This window comes from Bacteroidia bacterium (assembly GCA_023228875.1).
Taxonomy (GTDB): Bacteria; Bacteroidota; Bacteroidia; order NS11-12g; family UBA955; genus JALOAG01.
This window is the reverse complement of the sequence record JALOAG010000008.1, coordinates 88,158-110,320: the sequence shown is the minus strand read 5'-3', so window position 1 is coordinate 110,320 and position 22,163 is coordinate 88,158. Positions and strand designations below refer to the sequence as shown.

Annotated in this window: 19 protein-coding genes and 1 tRNA gene; 7 read left to right on the top strand and 13 right to left on the bottom strand. The window is 38.4% G+C overall.

The window, feature by feature from the left end:
* Both M0R38_09200 and M0R38_09195 read left to right on the top strand, forming a co-directional pair.
* A partial coding sequence (locus tag M0R38_09200) for a hypothetical protein (GenBank protein ID MCK9481918.1) occupies positions 1-345 on the top strand: 345 nt, incomplete at its 5' end.
* A 20-nt stretch (positions 346-365) separates the two neighbouring features.
* Positions 366-4,433 carry a T9SS type A sorting domain-containing protein gene (locus tag M0R38_09195; GenBank protein MCK9481917.1) on the top strand — a complete coding sequence of 1,356 codons (4,068 nt, stop codon included), beginning with the start codon at positions 366-368 and terminating at the stop codon, positions 4,431-4,433.
* A gap of 272 nt (positions 4,434-4,705) precedes the next feature.
* Here the strand turns inward: M0R38_09195 and M0R38_09190 are convergent, their stop codons facing one another.
* From M0R38_09190 to M0R38_09150, 9 genes are all read right to left on the bottom strand, one after another.
* Positions 4,706-5,146 (bottom strand): Hsp20/alpha crystallin family protein, encoded by a 441-nt coding sequence (locus M0R38_09190; protein MCK9481916.1) that lies wholly within the window; start codon positions 5,144-5,146, stop codon positions 4,706-4,708.
* A 102-nt stretch (positions 5,147-5,248) separates the two neighbouring features.
* Positions 5,249-6,496, bottom strand: a complete 1,248-nt coding sequence (locus M0R38_09185) for a 3-phosphoshikimate 1-carboxyvinyltransferase (protein ID MCK9481915.1) — start codon at positions 6,494-6,496, stop codon at positions 5,249-5,251.
* Positions 6,493-7,545 carry a 3-dehydroquinate synthase gene (locus M0R38_09180; protein ID MCK9481914.1) on the bottom strand — a complete coding sequence of 351 codons (1,053 nt, stop codon included), beginning with the start codon at positions 7,543-7,545 and terminating at the stop codon, positions 6,493-6,495. Before M0R38_09180 ends, M0R38_09185 begins: the two co-directional genes overlap by 4 nt.
* Positions 7,542-8,450, bottom strand: coding sequence for a DUF4835 family protein (locus M0R38_09175; protein ID MCK9481913.1), 909 nt, complete (start codon positions 8,448-8,450; stop codon positions 7,542-7,544). The genes M0R38_09180 and M0R38_09175 overlap by 4 nt, the downstream gene beginning before the upstream one ends.
* The gene (coaBC, locus tag M0R38_09170; protein MCK9481912.1) at positions 8,447-9,634 is read right to left on the bottom strand and encodes a bifunctional phosphopantothenoylcysteine decarboxylase/phosphopantothenate--cysteine ligase CoaBC; all 1,188 of its coding nucleotides are present in this window, start codon (positions 9,632-9,634) and stop codon (positions 8,447-8,449) included. Before coaBC ends, M0R38_09175 begins: the two co-directional genes overlap by 4 nt.
* On the bottom strand, positions 9,624-9,962 hold the full coding sequence (locus tag M0R38_09165) for a DNA-directed RNA polymerase subunit omega (GenBank protein ID MCK9481911.1): 339 nt from the start codon (positions 9,960-9,962) through the stop codon (positions 9,624-9,626). The genes coaBC and M0R38_09165 overlap by 11 nt, the downstream gene beginning before the upstream one ends.
* Positions 9,959-10,741, bottom strand: coding sequence for an outer membrane protein assembly factor BamD (bamD, locus tag M0R38_09160; protein ID MCK9481910.1), 783 nt, complete (start codon positions 10,739-10,741; stop codon positions 9,959-9,961). Before bamD ends, M0R38_09165 begins: the two co-directional genes overlap by 4 nt.
* 134 nt (positions 10,742-10,875) lie before the next feature.
* A complete protein-coding gene (locus tag M0R38_09155) occupies positions 10,876-12,171 on the bottom strand; it encodes a Xaa-Pro aminopeptidase (GenBank protein ID MCK9481909.1) in 1,296 nt (431 codons plus the stop codon).
* Positions 12,172-12,245: 74 nt separating this feature from the next.
* A complete protein-coding gene (locus M0R38_09150; GenBank protein MCK9481908.1) occupies positions 12,246-12,680 on the bottom strand; it encodes a hypothetical protein in 435 nt (144 codons plus the stop codon).
* A 183-nt stretch (positions 12,681-12,863) separates the two neighbouring features.
* Here M0R38_09150 and M0R38_09145 point away from each other — a divergent pair, with 183 nt between their 5' ends.
* From M0R38_09145 to aroC, 5 genes are all read left to right on the top strand, one after another.
* Positions 12,864-14,828 carry a GNAT family N-acetyltransferase gene (locus tag M0R38_09145; GenBank protein ID MCK9481907.1) on the top strand — a complete coding sequence of 655 codons (1,965 nt, stop codon included), beginning with the start codon at positions 12,864-12,866 and terminating at the stop codon, positions 14,826-14,828.
* A gap of 85 nt (positions 14,829-14,913) precedes the next feature.
* The gene (locus tag M0R38_09140; protein MCK9481906.1) at positions 14,914-15,687 is read left to right on the top strand and encodes an enoyl-CoA hydratase/isomerase family protein; all 774 of its coding nucleotides are present in this window, start codon (positions 14,914-14,916) and stop codon (positions 15,685-15,687) included.
* The gene (locus M0R38_09135; GenBank protein ID MCK9481905.1) at positions 15,681-16,463 is read left to right on the top strand and encodes a TatD family hydrolase; all 783 of its coding nucleotides are present in this window, start codon (positions 15,681-15,683) and stop codon (positions 16,461-16,463) included. The genes M0R38_09140 and M0R38_09135 overlap by 7 nt, the downstream gene beginning before the upstream one ends.
* A 50-nt stretch (positions 16,464-16,513) precedes the next feature.
* Positions 16,514-16,598, top strand: a tRNA-Ser gene (locus tag M0R38_09130).
* Positions 16,599-16,745: 147 nt separating this feature from the next.
* Positions 16,746-17,819 (top strand): chorismate synthase, encoded by a 1,074-nt coding sequence (aroC, locus tag M0R38_09125; protein ID MCK9481904.1) that lies wholly within the window; start codon positions 16,746-16,748, stop codon positions 17,817-17,819.
* A gap of 1 nt (position 17,820) precedes the next feature.
* Here the strand turns inward: aroC and mrdA are convergent, their stop codons facing one another.
* From mrdA to M0R38_09105, 4 genes are read right to left on the bottom strand one after another with little or no spacing between them, the layout of a single operon-like run.
* Positions 17,821-19,662 carry a penicillin-binding protein 2 gene (gene mrdA / locus M0R38_09120; protein MCK9481903.1) on the bottom strand — a complete coding sequence of 614 codons (1,842 nt, stop codon included), beginning with the start codon at positions 19,660-19,662 and terminating at the stop codon, positions 17,821-17,823.
* On the bottom strand, positions 19,659-20,180 hold the full coding sequence (gene mreD, locus M0R38_09115) for a rod shape-determining protein MreD (protein ID MCK9481902.1): 522 nt from the start codon (positions 20,178-20,180) through the stop codon (positions 19,659-19,661). Before mreD ends, mrdA begins: the two co-directional genes overlap by 4 nt.
* Complete coding sequence (locus tag M0R38_09110) at positions 20,181-21,014, bottom strand: rod shape-determining protein MreC (GenBank protein ID MCK9481901.1); 834 nt, start codon at positions 21,012-21,014, stop codon at positions 20,181-20,183. It lies immediately after the preceding gene.
* A 16-nt stretch (positions 21,015-21,030) separates the two neighbouring features.
* Positions 21,031-22,050, bottom strand: a complete 1,020-nt coding sequence (locus tag M0R38_09105; GenBank protein MCK9481900.1) for a rod shape-determining protein — start codon at positions 22,048-22,050, stop codon at positions 21,031-21,033.
* Positions 22,051-22,163 lie beyond the last annotated feature (113 nt).

Genomic DNA, 22,163 nt, shown 5'->3' with positions numbered 1-22,163 from the left:
GAAAACCAGAAGTATTTTGAAAAATCCAGCTTCCCGCGTATTACCTTTAACAGCAAAGGCAAAAGCACGATGAATGTTACTCTTATGCCTTATGGATATTTGACTTTACATATTAAAGGGAATAAGGGGGGGGCTTTTATGAGTATTGAATATTCTCAATTTAGGCGAGGGGTTGATACTTCTATTACTTTTCATAAAGAGCCTAATAAAGAGACACTATTTTATTATAGTGTATATGACGGTATGGGTACAAGTACAATATATGGCAATTTGATTTATAAAGATACTCTTAATATAAATACTCCTTCCCCCCCCGATACCGCCTTTTATTTAATCGAATTTTAACCAACTAAAAAACAAAAGATATGAAAAAATTAAGACACATTTTAGCAATTTGCCTGCTATTAGTAGGCTCTTACAGCGCAAAGGCGCAGACACCACCTGACAGTACTTCTGGTCTTAAAGAAATGCTTGAATGGATGTATGCCCCTTTGGACACATCACATTTTATCACCACAGGTTTGTTAATGGATAAGGGGTTAATGGACTCCTCCCTCTTTTGGTATCGAGGATTGGCAACTGACAGCCTTTCTTTTTCTTCTGGATGGTATCAGTTGTATTACAACAGTTATAATGCACAAGTTGACAAAGACACCAGTATAGTTCCAATAGAAAACGTGTATTCCCTTGCGGGTTCCTATATTGACAATGGCTATATACCGCTCATGGGACTGTGGTTTGACTACAACCATCTTCATCCGGAAGCATTTGACAGCGGATGGGTAGATACCTCTGGTGGGCAAGTCTTTACTACGGGAATAGCCAATCCCTTTCTTACGGACTCTTTATTTTCTATAGCCTCACCCATAGATGATACTTATGCCTTTTCTGATACTTTAAAACTGATTTTTCCTTCTGAACTTTTTTTTACTAATAGAGTTGACGGTATTGATCACATGGAAATAAGTATCAACGGAGGAGAGTGGCAACAAATGGATTTTAATTCGGAAATATTGATAATGGGTATAGGAGAAATAGCTGAAATAGGGGAAAAACAAGATTTTGAAATCAATCTAAGAATATATGTTTACCAGGGATTTATACTCAATTCCAAATTTAATATTGGAGTTATACGTGCAGACGAATATGATGCAGAAATTACTACTATTGTTGCAGACAGAGCCATTGTAGGAGACACTCCTGCTAAAGGATACGCGCCTATTAAATTTGGTAAAGACAAATATGGGACAAAGCATACCTGCCTAACAAAGCCCCTGATTATAGTGGAAGGAATAGACTTTGGTACAAAAGAACATCCAACAGGCTGTCGTAATGGAAAATGCGGAGAAATAGGTTTGGTTGATATTCTAAACGGAGAAAAAAATGTCGAAAAATATCCCGAATTTGAGAATGGTCCTCTTCTGATAGCTACATTAGAAGCTGCTGGATATGATATTATTTACTTGGATTTTGAAGACGGAGCTACATATATGGAAGATAATGCAATGGTACTTGTCAAACTCATTCAGCACATAAACCAGTGGAAATGCAGTAATGAAGAAATTCTAGTGGCTGGTGTGAGTATGGGAGGGCAGGTAGCCAAATATGCGCTAAGCTATATGGAACATAATAATATGCCTCACTGCGTAAGAACTTATGTCTCCTTTGATTCTCCACATAAAGGGGCAAATGTCCCTTTGGGGTTTCAGCATCTTGCAAAGTTTTTTAAAGGATTACAATCGGAAGCAAAACACAATTACAAAAATAAACTACAGAGACCTGCAACTCGTCAGCTTCTGCTCAATCATTGTGATAGGGAGAATGGTAGTGCTGATAATTTACGTACGGAGTTTATGCAAAGACTTAATGATGTGGGGAACTATCCAACACTTTGCAGAAATATTGCTATTGCTAATGGGAGCCGTATAGGGCAAGACATGGGCTTTAATCCGGGCGACAGATTACTTAGTTGGCATCATCGTGGTTGGGTAGTTAATTACGGGGTAGATGTTGATATTTATGCACTTTGCGGAAAGGAGATCGACTTTGGGAGTGGATATTGGGATAGAATTATCTTTAATGGTGTTATTAAAAGCTTTATTGGTATTATTGGAATTAACTGGTACAGCCGAACAAAACTAAAACCGAGTAACTGTGTCTCTACCGACCATGTGCCGGGTGGATATAGAGAAGATATAAAAAGTCAGGCTGGATATCAACTTATTTATAAGGTATTTTATCTCGGCAAAATCAAGACCTATAATGACAAAGAATGTTTCATCCCTACCATCAGTTCTTTGGATATCAACACTTCAGACTATTTTTATGATATAAAGGGGAACTTGCCTAATTTTGACAGACCCTATCCTGACAAATTCCCTTTCCAAGCCTATTATGCTCCTGACAATAACCAGAAGCATGTCTATATAAGCCCTGCAAATATAGCATGGTTAGTGGGTGAGTTAGCCAAAAACGATATTGGAATGGCATATCCTTTTGCAGGTACATATAATTTTGGAGAACCACTCAAAGACAGATTGCCGGGTGTGTATATTGGTTCTGGGGCTGTGGTACAAATCAACGGAAACTATGCTACAGGAGATGGTTCTGGTAGCACCGTCTATGTGCCTGAACAGGGTAGCACAATGTCTGTTGTCAAACGTGGTTGTAACAACAACGTAGTGGTGGATAATGGTGGCAACTTTATCATCGGAGATAACAATGGAGCAAATAATAATAAAGGTATTGTCTATATGACAGATGAGAGTATCCTTACCATAGAAACAGGAGGAACTCTCAGGATTAACAATGGTTCCAAGCTTGTAATCGAAGAAGGAGCAGAGTTAGTTATTCATCAGGGGGCAATCATTCTTTTGGAAGGAGAAGATGCTAAGATTGAGATTCTCGGGAAACTAAGGCTTCAAAACGGAGCCGTTTTCAATCCCCAAAAGGGCAGCGCCTCTCATGTAGGATATGTTCATTTCATAAGACCCTCCGGCTTTACCGGCAATCAGATTGTAGCCGAGGGTAATACCTCCTCAATCCAATTGACCGGCTCGGGCAAAAACAACCTTTTGCTCAAAGTAGAGGGCGGAGAGCTTCAGATACCACACCCCGCCTCCAATCCGGGCAATTATGTTGCCTCTGTGGCTGTTACAGACGGACTCATTGTGGTGTCGCAAGGAAGCAGTCTGAAATGTGGTTCAGACATTGCCTACGAAAATGTGCGCACCCGAGGGGGCGGTGCAGGACTTGTGCTGTGCGGGCAATCCAACTATTCGTTCCTCAATACCGATTTCAGAGAATTGGCAACAGGGATTCAGGTTATCAATGTATATTCAGACAGAATGGAATTTTTAGACATCTTGTTTAAAAATAATTCTTACGCAGGAATAGTATCCGATCAAAGCAGCCTCATTCTTGACAACTGTAGTTTTTATTATAACAATCAGGGAGTGCTGATTCAATCACCGGCTGCTGAGTCGGAAATCACAAACTCAATGTTCGGATTCAATGCAACTGCTGTGGCTCAGGCAGGTAATGGACTTTTGTACATTGAAGAAACCATTATTTTGAATGCTAACAGTGGTACCGGAATTTCCTTTAACGCAGAGCAAGATGACGGAGGAACACTTGTTCTTGCTTGTACTAAACTGTATTCAAACGCGGTTGGAATCGAAGCCGGAGTGAATACGGAAATAAACTTAAGTACAAGCACAGCTTCGGGTACTGCACCCTACTATTACGGAGGCAACAATTCATTCTGGGTAAATGGCAACTCCATCCGGCTGAATACAGCCCTGCTGTATCTGGAAGACGGATACAATAACTTCATAGGGGAACCGTCCACAGGAGGCAGCCCGCCCTATCACTTTGTTACGGGAACTATCCCGGACAACATTACGGCAAATATTGATGCTACCGATAACTATTGGTATCCTTCGCCTCCCGGCTCAGATATTATTTCCGGAGGTGCAGATTATTTCAGTATCGGGAACTACAGCGGTGCACCACCACCGCATTTGACCACTATAAAATTACATGGCGACATCCTCGCCAATGTAAATAGTCAGTGTTATGAGGATCCGGAAAACACAATATGGTATATACCCCTCTCGCGCACAATGCCCGAAGACGGGAATCCAAAACCGCAACCACAAACGGCTTTTATTCTCTACCCCAACCCTGTTAATGACATCTTAGTTATAGAAACGGCTCAGGATAAACTCAACCCGACAGGCATTGATGATCCGGAGAAAAATACTATTAAGTCCGTTGAACTGTATGATGTTCAGGGTAAGAAGCTGGCAAAAGGTTCTCTCAACTCGGGACATTGGGAAATCTCTACACAAGAATTGGCAGAGGGTATCTATATTGTCAGAGTAATGACAGGAAATTCCGTATATAACCAATATGTGAGGGTGCTGAGGTAGGTTAAGTATTAAAAAAAGGAGTAAAGAAATTAACGATGAATGAATCTGAAAAAATGTAATATTATTATCACAAATCTATTCGCCTGCCCGAAGGTCGGGCAGGTTCCTTCTGTCGGGCTTTCCACTTCAACACTTTCAGCTCTCCATTTTCCACTTTTAACTATCAACTCTCCACTCTCAAAACAGGAAGCGGGTTTTTAGTTTTCAAGAAAAAGGGCTCAGAAACTCCGAACCCCTTTAACTTTAAAACTAAACTAATATGAAAAAACTAATTACTTGATTTCGATGGTACGTTTGCCATTTGCAGGAGCAAGAACTTTTTTCTGAATATCAATTTTCAGAATTCCGTCATTGTAGGCAGCATTAACATTGTTTTCGTCTGCGTTTTCAGGCAAGGAGAAACTTCTGCTGAATGAAGAATAGCTAAACTCTCTGCGAGTAACTTTTTCACCGTCCTTCTCTTCTTTTTCCTGCTTGCTCTCGGAAGAGATATTCAAGATTCCGTTTTCTACATGAACCTTAAAGTCATCTTTCTTAAGACCGGGAATAGCTACTTCAAGCTGATAATCCTTGTCTGTTTCTTTTACGTTAACAGCGGGAATTGTGGTTCCTAATTTTACTCCTTTGTTAAAGAAGTCGTTACTGAAGAAATCATCCCATACAGAATTGAAAGATGGGAATAAATCGGGGTTGTTAAATTTAATGAGTGCCATAGTATTATAATGTTTTATTTGATAGCTAACAATCGAAATTCATTCCATTTCAAAAAGAGAGACAAAACGGCTGAAACCCGCATCAAAAAAGGACAAAAAGTCCTATATATTGCAAAAAATTCCTGTTTTTGAAAGCTGATTCCAGAAATCGGGAAAGGATTTAGATACGGATTCCGGCTCGTGAATAATTGCTTGAGTAAATAGTCCGAAATAACTCAAAGCCATTGCAACCCGGTGATCTTTATAAGTACTGAATTCAATCGTAGATGAAAGAGAGAATCCTTGAGTCTTGAGATGCCAAGCATTTTCTTGGTTGAAAAACTGCACTCCAACTTTTTGCAATTCCTGTTGAATGGCAAGGGTTCGGTCGCTTTCCTTGACAGCCAGAGATTCCAGCCCGGTGAAGACAATATCATGTCTGAGCAAAGCCATCATCACAATAAAATTCAGACTTAAATCGGGAGCAGATTTAAAATCAATGCGCTCGGGCAATGCTGTGTTTTGCCGAAGTTTAGTTATACAAACCCCTTCACGTGTTTCGGTCAGTTTAAGTGCGAGTTGGGGTGCAATCTTTTTAAGAAATGCGGCATCTCCTTGAATGCTGTTAAGAGAAAAACCTTTTAGAATTATGGTCAAATCTTGTATTAACAAAGGGAGCAGCACAAAATAAGACGCTCCGCTCCAATCCTGTTCTATCTTGAATTCCTTGTGTTCATTCACCGGCTGAAAGTGCGGAAAATAATATCGGGTATCGGTTTGCTTTTCATAAGGAATACCCAACTGACACATGCAGTCAAGAGTCATTTGCCAATAAGGCTTAGAGCCGAGATTATCGGGCAATATCAGGGTTAAGCCTTTGCTGAATGAAGGTGCAACCATTGCCATAGCTGAAAAAAACTGGCTGCTCACATTTGATTCAGAATGAATAACAACACCGCCTTCCAATGCTTTTCCCTTTATTTTCAAAGGCGGAAATCCTTCTTTTTCGGTATAGGTAATATCCGCACCGGCTTGTCTGAGCATATCCACCAATCCTTTGACAGGTCTTTCTTTCATACGCTTAGTTCCTGTCAAAACACAATGTGAAGTTGTTACCGACAATAACGCGGTCATAAACCTGAAGCAGGTGCCGGCATCCAGCGCATCAAGAGTTGTGTGGGTAAAAGGTTGTTGAATAATTTCCTTTAATAGAACACTGTCTCCTGCCATGGATTCGTTCAGCAAGTTCAGATTGGGGAAGTATAGTTTTTTGAGAATCAGCAAGCGATTGTGAATACTCTTTGAGGACGGTGCTTCTATCTCAACTTCTGCTTCGCCTATGCTTTTATATTTCAGGCTGCAAGACTTCATAATCGGTTGAAATTAGTAAGAACCTCAAATACTGTTTCGGGGCTTACTTCCGCATTGAGAATAAATTTACCCGGTTTTTCAAGTAAAGTCATTAAAATTTTACCCGATTTATTTTTCTTATCGTTTAGCAGGCTTTCCATGATAGCATCCACTTCCTGCAAACTCTCCGGCAAGGGATGAAAGACATTCAACACCGCAGCTATCTTCTGTCTTTCTGTTTCTTCCATAATTCCAACACGAACTCCAATCAGATTCTCAAGTTGCATTCCCCAGAAAACAGCTTCTCCGTGCAGCATTTTTTCTCCGGACTGATTATACACCGCTTCAATGGCATGTCCAATGCTGTGCCCGTAGTTGAGCGATTTGCGCAAATCTTTTTCATAAAGATCTTGCATCACAACTTTCTTCTTTGCTTGCAATGCAAAGCGAATAGCCTCCGTGAGTTCCGGACTTCCGGGTGCAGGAATTTTTGAAAATTGAGAAAGCAGATTCCATTCCCCTGCGTCAAACAAGAGCGCCATTTTAACCAACTCCGCAAAGCCGGATTTTTGTTCTCTTTTAGGCAAAGTCTTAATAAAATCAGGGCAGATACACACTGACTCAGCAGCTTTAAATGTCCCTATTGCATTCTTGACTTGTCCGAGATTAACCGCGGTTTTTCCTCCAAAAGCCGCATCCGCCATAGCCAAAGTGGTGGTCGGAATATTCACAAAACGAATTCCGCGTTTGAAAACTGAAGCCACAAATCCGCCTATGTCACAAATCATTCCTCCTCCCAAATTTACCAGCAAGGTGTCTCTGTCTGCTTGCATCATCAGCAGTTTTTCACAGATATAAGCGACATTCTCCATATTCTTATGCATATCCCCATCCGGAATTCCAATAAGAGAGAATCCCAAAGATGTAAAATAAGGTTCGAAGCAATGAATACGGGTATTGAAATCACATAGAAAAATAATCTGAGAGGCTTGGTATTCCTTGATAAAAGAAATTATATCAGGAACCGAATTAAAATAATGTATGGAATCTAAGTCTGCGGAATTGGTCATGACTGCCTTATTTTGTCATACTCTCCGGCATTGGCAACATCCATCTTTTTGAGCATTTCTATGATTCTGTTTTTCTCAGCCACAGTTGCTTCTTTGTATATTTCGATTATTTCGTTGTGTTTTACCAAAAAGAAATTACGCACCATCATTGAATTTGGTTGTGTTCTACACAATTCTTGAATATTTTTGAGAGATTCTTCAATCACTTTCCTACCCTCTACCACATCCTTATACATAATATCCAAACCTTTTCTATGGTATTGATAAATTGTGCTTCTCAAAGGTTTAAAACGGTCACTGAGCAGATTGTCCAACAAGTAAAAGCGGTTTTTATCACGTTGCCCATCATTGGGTCGCCATCCTTGGAAATTCTGCGATGCATCTAAAATACTTTTAGCTTGTTGATAATATTGAGTTCCGGCTAACTCTCCGTAGCTGTCATAGTCAATACCCATGATTACATACGCATAAAATGCCAAGACCCCCGTTAAATTATATACATTGTTATTTTCTTGAAAGTCCATTGACTGAAACGCTTGGTACTCAAAAGAAATACCTTCTTCTCTAAAATTGGTCATCATGGTAGTATAGCCTGATTTATATACAGGGCGTAAACTCTGAAATTGAAAATTTGCCATGATAGCATTAGAACTTGGGTCATACGCTGTAACTTCTATAATCATATTGACCATGATACGCTCTTGCTGCAAGAAACGGTCTTTGCTCCATTTACGTCCATTCATAAACTGAATGACCGAATTTTGCAAACTCGTAAAAATGCTTTTGTCTGAGAGTTGCACTTGATTAGAAATCACATTCACATTAAAATTCATATCCTGCGCATGCAAAGCGAAAGAGAGGCTTAAAGCCGTCAAAAGCACTATTTTTATAACAAATTGCTTCATTTAGTAATTAGTTCAACGAGTTGTTTTGCAATTTCAATCTTACTTGCCAAAGGTAATTCTATTGCTTGAAACTTTTTATCTATAAGCGTTACCTTATTGGTATCTGAACCAAAGCCTGCTCCTTTATCATTCATGGAGTTGAGTACAATAAAATCAAGATTCTTTTTCTCGACTTTCCTCTGAGCGTTTTGTATCTCATGGCTATCTTCTAATGCAAAGCCCACTAAGGTTTGATGTTTTTTCTTCTTACCCATTTCAAACAAAATATCTATATTAGGTTCAAGCGCAATTGACTCCATTTTACTCACCTCTTTTTTAATTTTGCTTTTAGCGACTGATTGGGGTTTAAAATCAGCAACTGCAGCAGACATCACGACAAAATCCGATTTATCAAAAAACTTCATACACTGTTGATACATTTCATCAGCTGAAACAACGGGATGCACTTTTATAAGCGGATGATTTGCTTCTTGCTGAGTTACTCCTGAAACAAGCTGAACAGTAGCACCTTGTTCTGCAAAGGCTTGAGCTAAGGAAAAACCCATTTTTCCAGTTGAAAAATTCCCAATAAACCTTACAGGGTCAATTTTCTCATAAGTAGGACCGGCTGTAATTAACACTTGCTTACCTTTAAGTCTTGGTAAAAAAAAACGATTGATAGTTTCTAAAATAACCTCAACCTCAGCCATTCGCCCTTCTCCATAGAGTCCACTTGCCAACTCACCCGAACCGGCAGGTATAAAAAATCCACCATTGTCAACAATTGTTTTTATATTCGACTTGGTAGTTGGATGGGCATACATATCCAAATCCATTGCGGGTGCAAAGAACACAGGACATTTTGCTGAAAGATATATTGCCATTAACAAATTGTCGCATATACCTGAAGCCATTTTTGCAAGCGTATTGGCTGTTGTCGGTGCAATCAGCATTAAATCTGCCCAAAGAGCTAATTCGACATGATTAGTCCATTTGCCAGTACTGCTATCAATAAACTCAATTAGTACAGGACGCTTGGAAAGCGTTGACAAAGTAAGTGGTGTAACGAAAGCAGTTGCATCTTTTGTCATAATAACTTGGATTTCTGCCCCTGATTTAACAAGTTCCCTAACGAGAAAAGCCGCTTTATAGGCGGCTATACTTGATGTAACTCCAATTAATATGCGTTTCCCTTTAGTGTGCATCAGGGTTATTTTCCGGCTCTCTGTAGTAGATTTTATCTTCTACAAATTCTTCTAATGCCATTAATGTTGGCTTAGGTAATTTTTCATAATACGTAGAGATTTCGATTTGTTCTCTGTTTTCAAAAATCTCTTCCAAGTTATCATGGTCAGATGCAAAATCTTCCAACTTCTTTGTTAACTCTTCTTTAATTTGAACAGTTAATTGGTTTGATCTTTTAGAAACGATAGCGAGAGTTTTGTAGATATTCCCTGTGTCTTTGTCAAGTACACGAGTATCCCATGCTTCTGCATTCTCTCTTGATCTTTTTTGAATTTCTGATAAGCTCATTTTGTTTTATTTAAATTATTAATATTTTCAATTATTTTCTTTTGCAATTGGCTTGCTTCTTTAGAATATACGCCACTACCCGCAGGATAGTCATCAACATATTCTTGATAGTATTTTAAGGCTTCATTAAAACGTTCAACTTGTTTATCCCTCACACTCAGTGTTGCATATTTATATGCACTTTTAAAGATAAGGAACTCTATTTCCTCTTTTTCTTCAATATCCGGATAGGTTTCTAAGCATACGGTCAAAGCTACAATCGCTGCTTTGAAATCATCCATTTGATAGTAAATCATTGCATTATTATATGCTTTGACTTTCAATTTCCTACGCAATTCGTCTATGTGTGTATTTACTTGTGTTTGGTAAGAACTTCCGGGAAACAAATTCAAAAAGAGTTGAAAATTGTCTATGGCTCTCTTGGTAAGATCCTGATCTAAATAAGGCGGGTCAGAAGCATAGAATTGGCATAAGCAATACATATAGAAACATTCTTCTGTTTTCTTGCTGTTGTAAAACGATTCAGTAAAGTTGTAAAAATGACTTGCAGCCATTTCATAATCTCCCATTCCATAATAGCAATAGGCAACGTAATAGTATATTTCTTCTACTTTGTTGGACTCCCTGTACTTACCCATTAAATCCTGAAATACAGGCAGTGCTCTTTCATAAGAACCTTTTTTATAATATAACTTAGCTAACTCATATTTCTCATCAGGAGTACCTGATTTTGCAATTTTATTATTTGCCGAACAGCCGACTATAATCAATGAAGACAAAGACAAAATGAACAATAAAGACTTATTTAGGATTAGGCGCAAGGGCATCTGTTATAAAACGTGCAAATATATAGAAAATTACGGATTGTCCCGTTTGTTTTTTTATCTCAACAATCTCACTGATTACAAGGCAATTAGCTATTCATCAATGCCTCAATTTCATCTACATCAATAGGCATTTGTGCTTCATCCATTAAGTCAATAAAATGATTTTTACCAATCAAAATTTCATTTTCAATTCTCACCCCTATTCCTTCATCTTTGATATAAATACCGGGTTCGCAACTAAAAGTCATCCCTGCTTGCATAGGCTCATAACGCATGCCTACATCATGTACATCAATGCCTATAAAATGCGAGGTCCCATGCATAAAATATTTTTTATATGCAGGATTTTTGGGATTCTGATTATGAATATCATTCATGGTTAATAATCCTAAGTTTACTAACTGTTCTTCCATTAAAAGCCCCACTCTTTCTTGGTATTCCATGAGCATAGTACCGGGAACAAGCATCTCTCTGGCTTGTCTCATCACTGTAAGTACTGCATTATAAACTTGTTTTTGTCTTGGCGAAAAACGACCATTAACAGGCATACAACGGGTCATATCACTGGCATAATTTGCATAATCGCAACCGGTGTCAAGTAACAACAAATGCCCATCTTCACACACTTTGTTATTTTCAACATAGTGCAATACACATGCAGAAGGACCACTGGCTACAATAGGCGAAAACGAATGTCCTGTACCTCTATTACGCAGAAATTCATGTATCATTTCCGCTTCGATTTCCCATTCTCCTACTCCGGGTTTCACAAACTTTAATACACGCAACAATGCCTTTTTATGAATCTCTACTGCATGACGCATAAGAGCCAACTCTTTTTCAGACTTCATTGAGCGCAATCGTTGCAAAATAGGGGCAGCTCTTTCATACTTATGTAACGGAAATGACTTTTGGATACTGTATGCAAAATCTAGTGATTTGTACGGTGAATTATAGGTATAGCGATCATTTTCATTTGTTGACAAATAAATATATTCCGCCATATTGATAATGGCTCTTATCTGTTCATAAAAGTGTGTATTCCAAAAAATATTTTTTATTCCTGATGTGTTAAATGCCTCTTGAACTGTGTATTTGTGTCCGTTCCATGTAGCAATATCAGCATTAGTCTCTACCAAAAACAAGGCTTCCTTGTAATCACTTACAGGGCAATCGGGAAAGAGCACTAAATAGGTGTCTTCTTGATCTATGCCGGTTAGCCAAAACAAATCTGAATTTTGTTTAAACTTATGTGTTGCATCTCCATTCCACAGATATTCATAGTTGGAAGTAAGAATGGCTATACTGCCGGGTTTGAGTTTCTCTGTAAAACGTTTTCTATTTTCAATAAAGATTGAACTATCAAGTTGTGCGTATTTCATTGTATCAAAAATTTCAGGCAAAAGTAATCGTAAAGATTGGAAATGAAAGTCCTTAGTCGTCCAAAGACATTGAATTATGCTTTAACTTCATCACAAGCACTCACACGCTTGAACTGTTCCTTTACTAAGGCTGTAAAGGTTTCAACATCTGCTGATTTTAAATAGTTTGTTTGGAAATTGATAATTCTGTTACTATCTCTCAAACGAAAATTAATTTCATACAAATGGAAATTTACTCTGTCCACGATATCCCAAGAAAGAAATGCAGGTTTGGTAAAAATACTCATTCTAAATTCAACCCCCTGATCATTAACTTTTATATAATAATTGCCTGCCAGCCTCTTGCGCAATATTAAGAAAGCAATTGACAACACCACCCCCAGTGCAACGAGAGCAAACAATCCATACGCAAATAAACTAATAAAGCCCAAGAATGCAGCAATGATAAAAAGTGCATAAAACAATCCTTCTGCTTTGATTGTACTGATTGAAAAAACTTGCTCTTGCATGATGGGACAAAAATAGATGTATAACATTCACCGCATCATTCAATTGGTTTTAATTCACTTTATTTTCGTTATTTGACATCAACCCTCATCTTATACAAATATTTGTAAACAACTTCACAACCTCATCCAACACGAACACGATTATACCCTACTATTGCACTTTCAATAAAGAATACACCCGGCATGAATGTCTCAATTAGAAGGGCAGACAAAAATGATATCGACCTTCTGGAATCCATAGAAAAATCTGCATTTCCAGCATTTCAGCAAAGCAATAGAAGACAAATCACTTGGAGTATTAAAAGTCCTGTTCAAGAAGTATGGATTGCAGAAATAACGAAGGAAAATAAGATTACACAAATTGGCAGCATCATACTTCATTACCATAAAAACAGTTTACGACTTTATTCCATTGGTGTAATCATACAATTTCAAGGTATGGGGATTGGCGAGAGATTGATGGCACATGTGATCAACATTGCTCATTCTAGAGGGGTACAACTCATTTCACTGGAAATGGATGCCGACAACAAGAGACTTTGGTTTTTCTATGAAAAATTTGGATTTGAGTTACTAAAAAAAATCCCAAACTACTACTCAAAAGGGAGAGATGCTTTGAAGTTAATCCTCAAAATCTCCAAACATAACAATAACAAACTCACTAATATTATTATTGTTGACAACCCCAAAAAATGGATTCTCCAAATAGAGGATGTTGAGATTATGTCAACCACTGATTTTATTCATAATATAGGCAATGTGGCGGATATAAGGGCAAGGATATTTAACCTTTCCAACATTTATCGCTATCAAAGTTTGGGTTATTATGTTTCACTACTTGCTGCAGCAAGAGACCAACGCGTTATTCCTACAGTAACCACCCTTCGGGACTTTAAGGATTTACACCTGATTCGTACGGTTGCCGATGACCTGAATGAGCTTATTCAAAAAGAATTGACAAAATGCGATGCTCTACTGCACGGATTCAATGTATATTTTGGTCAAACAATGGATAATCGCAACAAACTGCTTGCAAGAAAATTATACCAAATGTTTGAGGCACCTTTGTTCCATGTTCAATTTGCTTTTGTTCATGATAAATGGCAAATCAAAAAACTCAAACCACTGGCACTCAAAGAGATTCCTCCCGGAGACTTTGAGTTAGTACAATCTTTTGCAAAAGAATACTTCAAAACAAAGAGATTCTCCATTGCAAAACTCAAAAATTACACTTACTGTCTGGCGATATTAATCAACCCTAAAGAAACCCATCCTCCATCCAACAAGCTCGCATTGAAACGGCTAAAAAATGCAGCCGAAGAATGTAATGTATATTGTGAATTTATTACATACGAGGACAACAACAGACTGAGTGAATTTGACGCACTCTTTATTCGCGAGACCACCGATGTAAACAACTACACCTATCATTTTGCCAGAAAAGCATACGCTGAAGGCTTGGTGGTGATCGATGACCCATGGTCTATTCTTCGTTGCTCCAACAAGATTTTTTTATTTGAAAGACTCTCACATAACAATCTGGGTACACCCAAAACCGCTATACTCAACAAATACAGCAAAATAAAAAAAGAGTTGATAGAATTTGACTTTCCAATGATACTCAAAAGTCCTGATGGCTCGTTTTCAATCGGTGTGTCCAAAGTCAACAGTTTACATGAATTGGAAAGCAGTCTTGAAAACCTTTTCAAAAAATCAGACTTAATATTAGTTCAAGAATATTTGCCAACCGACTTTGACTGGCGGATAGGCGTACTTGACAACCAACCACTCTATGCTTGTAAGTATTTTATGGCAAAAAATCATTGGCAAATTATAAATTGGAACTCCAAACAGAAAGACCATGAGGGCGCGTTTCAATGCTATCCAATTGAACAAGTCCCTTCAAACGTTCTGAATGCAGCCCTCAAAGCATCTGCCTTAATGGGAGACGGTTTATATGGTGTTGATTTGAAAGTGGTAAACAATCAGGTATATGTAATTGAGGTCAATGACAACCCCAATATAGACGGAGGAGTAGAAGACAAAATTCTAGGTGATGCATTATACGAGAGGATTGTAAAATCTTTTATTACAAGAATTGAAATGTCGCGGAATATTGAAAGGTTTGTTAGTGTACACCCTAATTAATCATTAACTTTGGTACAAGAAACACCTCTTGAATGTAACAAATTATTTGCTTCAATAGCTCAAATATGACTTATTTTCGCGCATTATGTCAGGATTGATACAATTAGAAATTGACAATCGCATTGCCCGTGTGATTATGAACAGACCTGAAAAGCGCAACGCACTCAATGATGAAATGGTTGCTGAACTGAGCAATGCTTTTACATCTGTAATAAACAACAAACAAGTTAAAGTCGTAATATTAGAAGGCTCGGGCACTGCTTTTTGTGCCGGTGCAGACCTCGCATACTTGCAAAAATTGCAGAAAAATTCTTTTGAAGAAAACCACGTTGATTCCACAAAACTGATGGAATTATTCAAAACCATTCTATCATTTCCGAAAGTGGTGATCGCAAAAGTATCCGGTGCTGCCATTGCAGGGGGCTGCGGATTGGCTACAGTCTGTGATTTTTGTTTTGCTGAGCCGGATAGCACTTTTGCTTATACAGAAGTCAAAATCGGTTTTGTTCCCGCAATCGTAATGGTCTTTTTAAGTAAAAAAATTGGAGAAGGGAAAGCCCGTGACTTATTGCTGTCCGGAAGACTAATACATGCAGCAGAAGCTCATGAAATGGGGTTGATTTCCAAAGTAATTGAAAAAAACAATCTTGACACTTATGTCTCAGACTTCGCAACTAAACTCATTACCAAAAACTCAGCAGATTCAATGCGCCTCATTAAAGAAATGATGTTTAACATGCCTTCAAACTACACTGAGGCACTGGAATATGCAGCCTTAACAAACGCAAAAGCTCGTGCTACAGATGACTGCAAACGCGGTATTGCCTCATTTTTAAACAAAGAAAACATAGAATGGTGAAACTGATAGATACCCACTCCCATCTTTTTGTGAAAGAATTTGATGTGGATAGGGATTTGATGATTGCACGTGCTAAAGCTGTCGGAGTTGAGAAAATCTTTCTACCTAATATTGATTTGAACACAATCAAACCAATGAATGATTTGTCTGAAAAATATCAAGGCTTGTGTTATTCCATGCTGGCACTGCACCCTTGCGATGTAAAAGAGGATTATGAGGAAACTTTACAACAGATAGAACACGAACTCCTGCACAACACTGAACAATACATTGGCATTGGCGAGACCGGTATAGATCTTTATTGGGATAAGTCAACTTTTCACCAACAGACTGCATCCTTTGAAAGACATATCAGATGGAGTCAACAAACCGGGTTGCCCATAGTCATACATGCAAGAGATTCAATCAATGAAATTATCACACTATTGCAAAAGCCTCAAAATCGAGGTGTTACAGGTGTTTTCCATTGTTTCACGGGCGATTTTCAACAAGCGAATCAAATCATTAACTTAGGGTTCTATTTAGGAATTGGAGGAGTACTCACATACAAAAAATCAGGATTAGATTCTGTAATTCAACAATTGAGTTTAGACAACATCATCCTTGAAACAGACTCACCTTATTTAGCACCGGTTCCTATGCGAGGGAAACGCAATGAAAGCGCATTCATTTTACATGTAGCAGAAACATTAGCTACAATCAAAGGAATGAGTGTAGAAGAGATTGGAGCTATCACTTCTAAAAATGCTTTACAGCTATTTAAAAGGGCAAAATAGATTTTGCCAATCTTTGTATTTGATTAATTTTGCACCCCTTATCCTCCCAAGGAGAGATGCCGGAGCGGTCGAACGGGCTTGCCTGGAAAGCAAGTGTACTTCACGGTACCCGGGGTTCGAATCCCCGTCTCTCCGCACCAATGAGGCTGTGAAAATATACTACCAGCCTCATTTTTTTATCACTGTACGGTTTAATTCATCGCAGATTGTATTAAGATACGCTTTTAAAGAAACTTTTTTGAACCCAATAAATTCCTTACAAATCCTACATTTGCCCTTGTAATGGCATCAAATAGCTTTGGAGACATTTTTCGAATCACCTCTTTTGGAGAATCACACGGTAGCGGCATAGGGGTAGTAATTGACGGAATCCCTGCGGGGATTAGCATTGACGTTACGCTTATACAACAACGATTAGATGAAAGGAAACCCGGCAGTTCCGGCTTAGTCAGTCCCAGAAAAGAGGATGATAAGTTTCAATTTCTCTCCGGTATTTTTGAAGAAAAATCAACCGGTGCTCCCATGACTATTTGGATTCCTAACACAAATCAAAAACCGGAAGATTACAATGCACTTCAACAAGTGTTTCGTCCTTCTCACGCTGATTTTACTTATCATCACAAATATGGTAATAGAGATCACAGAGGTGGAGGTAGAGCTTCTGCACGAATTACCGCTGCTTGGGTGGCAGCCGGTGCAGTTGCAGAATGTTTACTAAAACATACCCATATAGAAGTGCTTAGTTATGTAAAACAACTTTTCACACATCAAATTCCTGAAAACTTGAGTTTAGACCAACTCAAACAAATTCAAAATCCTTTGTACTGCCCCCATCCTGAAACCGCACTACTCATGCAACAAGCAATAGAACAAGCTGTTGTAGAAAAAGACAGTATAGGTGGTATTGTTGCTACGCAAATATTTAATTGTCCGATTGGATTGGGAGAACCTGTTTTTGGCAAATTTCAAGCAAAAATTGGGCAGGCTATATTTTCATTGAATGCTGTAAAAGGACTGCAATTTGGCGGTGGTTTTAACATGAGTAGCAAAAAAGGCTCAGAAGTAAATGATGAATGGATATTAAGCGGTTCCTCATTTCAAACAAAAACAAATAACTCCGGTGGGTTGCAAGGCGGAATCAGCAACGGCATGCCTATCAATTTTGATGTTGCTTTTAAACCAACTGCAACCATTGGCAAACCTCAACAAACAATCAATACTGAAGGCGAGTCCACAATTTTGCAGGCAAAAGGACGACACGACCCTTGTGTAGTTCCACGCGCAGTCCCAATTGTGAGAGCTCTGACATGGCTTGTATTAGCAGATTTGTGGTTATTGGCTAAAATAAATAACTAAATTACTCCACCTTATTTGGAGGTGGAACTATCGGATTTACAGGGTTCAGCATCCTTTTATACATATCGGGCTTTGCGGTTTCTTTATTTTGTTTGAGATATCGTTCCATAAGAAGAGAAGCCATAGGCGCAGCCCATGTCGCTCCAAACCCTCCGTTTTCAATCAAAACGGCAACTGCAATTTGCGGATCTTCCTTAGGACCAAAGCCTACAAAAATTGAATGATCTTTCCCATGTGGGTTCTGTGCTGTTCCGGTTTTGCCGCAAAGATTAATGCCCGGAATTGAAGCCCAAAATGCAGTCCCTCCGGGTTGATAAACCAAACTCATTGCTTCAATAATGAGAGGAAAATAGGAAGTATCAACAGATACATAGTGGCGTTTCAAGTTTGACGGAACGTGTTTTTTATCTCTGCCAATATATTTCACAACATGCGGTCTGACATAATAGCCCCCATTGGCGATGATAGCTGTATAATTCGCCATTTGCAAAGGGGTAACTCCTACCTCCCCCTGTCCTATTGCAACAGAAATGACATTGGAAGAACGCCAATTTTTCCCGAACACTTTCGAATACAGTTTAACACTGGGCAAAATCCCTTTTGATTCTCCGGGAATATCAATTCCAGTATATGAACCGATTGCAAATGTGTGCAAATAATCAAGCCAAGTCTCAAGCCCCTCCGACACGTTTTTGTATTTGGGATTGTCCACAATATCTCTAAACACATGACAGTAGTAGGCGTTACAAGAAGTTTGGATAGAATATTTCAAATTCACAGGGCTGGCATGAGCATGACAACCCACCTTGCGGTTTCCTAACAAGTATCCGCGGTAACACGAAAATGATGTTTGTGGAGTTATCACACCTTCTGCTAACCCAATCAATGCTTGAATTGGTTTAAAGGTAGAGCCGGGAGGATAAGGCGCTTTTAAAGCCCTGTTAAAAAGTGGTTTCTTAGGGTCTATCAACAATTTATGAAAATTTTTATTCCGTTCAGGACCTGTTAATTCATTGGGGTCATAAGCCGGACTATTGGCAAGACAAAGAATTTCACCGGTTTTGGGATTAATGGCTACAATGCTTCCGGTTTTGTTCGCCAAAAACTCTTCTGCTAATTCCTGTAAGTCTAAATCTATGGAAGTAAAAATATCTTCTCCCGGAATAGGTTTGACATCATAAACTCCATCGGCAAAATTTCCTTTCTCAATATTGTGCTTATCCACAATCATTACACGTACACCGTTATTTCCCCTCAATTCCTTTTCATAACTCTTTTCTATTCCTGTAACACCAATAAAATCTCCCGGCTTGTAATAAGGATCATTCTCAATATCTGTACGGTTAACTTCACTCGTATAACCCAATACATGTGCCATGCCTTTGACTTTGTATTTTCTATCGGTTTTATTTTCTATAAGAAATCCGGGAAATCTAAAAAGGTTTTCTTGCAATACGGAATAAGACGGAGTGCTTAGATTTTTTGCAATAACGGTAGGTTTTCTTCGCGAATAGTCCCGCGCTTTTAGCATCCTTTTTTTGAATTCCGCGGTATCCATTTCCAAGATTCTGCATAACTCTAAGGTATCAAACGCTTCTGTTTTGATTGGAACCACAACCAGGTCATATACATAGTCATTATACACAATTAACTTCCCGTTGCGGTCATAGATTGTACCTCGGACGGGGTGCAAAGTAATTTCGGTTGAGCTGTTGCGAAGCGCTTGTTTTAGATAGTCATCTCCTCCGAGTTGAAGAAAAGCAATTTTGGCAAGAAAGACTACTCCTACTATGACTAAAAGTACATAGAAAATCTGAGCATAATAACCACTTTGTTTTTTCATTTCTCAAACTTGAACGTTTTATAAAATAACTCTTCCGACAAAATCAAAAACAAGTAAGTGATAGCGGAGCTGGCTAACCAAGTAGGCACAAGTACCGTAAAAAAATCATGCCCCATAGACTCTAACAAAAATACCCAGAAATGATGTACTAAAATAAATGAAAGTAAGAATACAATCTTGAAACTGCGTTTGCCTTTATTTAACCAACTGCCTTTTTCCTCATCGCGCGTAGGCGCAACACTCAGGTTGTCGGCAGCAATAAAAGGTTTGAGCAAACCCAAAATAAGACATGCAGAGGCATGAATACCAAATGAATTTAGAAAAATATCAAAAACGAATCCGACAAAAAAGAAAACAAGAACAGACAACCATTTAGGCAAATCAGGTGGCAAATACAAGAGGAAAAACAAATACACAAAAGGGTGAAACCAAAATCCCACATTGATATTTTCCAAAATCAATACTTGGACTAAAAAGCAATAAATCAAAATCAGAAAAAATAATTGCCAGTCTTTCATTTAGTTCTGTTCCTCAACGATAGTGTTAAACTTCTCTAATTCTTCCTTAAATAAATCCTTTACGATATATACCTCACGCAATTGGCTAAATGACGTGCTCAATCTCACTTTTGCCGTTAAAAAACTACCATCAATTTCTTTAACTTCTTCTACCACTCCGATAGGAATATTTTCAGGAAAGTTTTTAGAATATGGGCTTGTAACAACAAGTTGGCCTGCCTTCACTTTCTCATATCGATTTACGCCCGACAAATAAGCATAATAAGGGCTGCGATTACCCCAAACCAATCTGCCTTGAGATAAATTTAATTCTTTAATCTTGGGCGACACAATAGCCTTAGAGTTAAGCACGCTCATTACCAAACAAAAATTCTCAGACACATCCTCAACTACCCCAACAATACCATCAGGTCCAAAAACTCCCATCCCCTTTTCAATGCCGGAGAGTTTGCCTTTATTCAGAGTCAAAAAATTGTTTTCCTTGTCAACACTATTTCCTATCACGTTTGCAGGTTCATAAACATAATATTGTTTATAGAGTGTATCATTCACATAAAATGTATCCTTGGTTTGAATATAAAAATTCTCTTTTAAGAATCCTCTGAGATAAATATTCTCATTAACCAATGAACGGTTTACATCTCTCAAATTGCGATACTCGTTCACATTATTAAAGAAAGTTTTCACAACGCCAATGACATCATTGGAAGTATTAAAAAAGAAAATTTTATGATACGCATGAAATCTTACAACCAGCGTAAGCGAAAAAACCTGAAAGATTATAAAAAGAATCAGGTGGAGATAGGTCTTGATGAACTGTATAACAGAACCCATAGCATACTCTCCTTATCTATTGCATTAAAAACTTAAATCTACCAATATTTCTAAGTGCAATTCCTGTCCCTCTAACCACGGCTCTAAGCGGGTCTTCGGCAATAGTTACCGGCAATTTGGTAATATTTGAAATTCTTTTGTCTAACCCTCTCAGCAAAGCTCCACCACCGGTAAGATAAAGACCTGTTTGATAAATATCAGCGGCAAGTTCAGGTGGAGTGCGCTCTAATGCTCTCAACACGGCTTCTTCCATCTTTGTAATAGATTTATCCAGCGCTAATGCAACCTCTGAATAAGAAACCATAACCTGCTTGGGAATACCTGACACTAAATCTCTTCCTTGTACAGGGAAATCTGCAGGAGGGTTTTCCAATTCTGCCAATGCAGATCCTACATTAATTTTTATTCTTTCCGCAGTACGTTCCCCGATTTGAAGGCTATGCTCTCTACGCATATAATCAACAATATCAGAGTTAAATTCATTTCCTCCAACGGTAATAGATTCATCACACACAATACCTCCTAAGGCAATAACCGCAATCTCTGACGTTCCTCCCCCTATGTCAATAATCATGTTACCCATTGGCTCTGTAACGTCAATTCCAATACCAACAGCTGCAGCCATTGGCTCATGTATCATAAACACCTCCTTACCTCCTGAACGTTCTGCTGAATCTTTTACAGCACGTCTTTCAACCTCTGTGATGCCTGACGGCACACAAATAACCATACGCAATTGCGGTGAGAAAGTCCTTCCCACATTTATTTTCTTAATCATCCCTCTAATCATGTGTTCAGCAGCCAAAAAGTCTGCGATAACGCCATCTTTCAAAGGTTTAATTGTCTTGATATTTTCATTTTCCTTACCCTGCATCTGCATTGCCTCATGTCCAACTGCAAGCACTTCGTTTGTAGAGCGTTCTATTGCAATAATAGAAGGCTCATCCACCACAACCTGATCTTTGTAAATGATTAATGTATTGGCTGTACCTAAGTCTATGGCAAGTTCTTGTGTAAAAAAGCTGAAAAGTCCCATTGTTTTTATCCGTCTGAAAAGAGGTGCAAAATAAGGGAAAATAATTTGCGATAGTTGCTTTGTAGTTCAAAATAAATTTTAGAAAAATTTATACAAGAAATGTATCGCCCTGA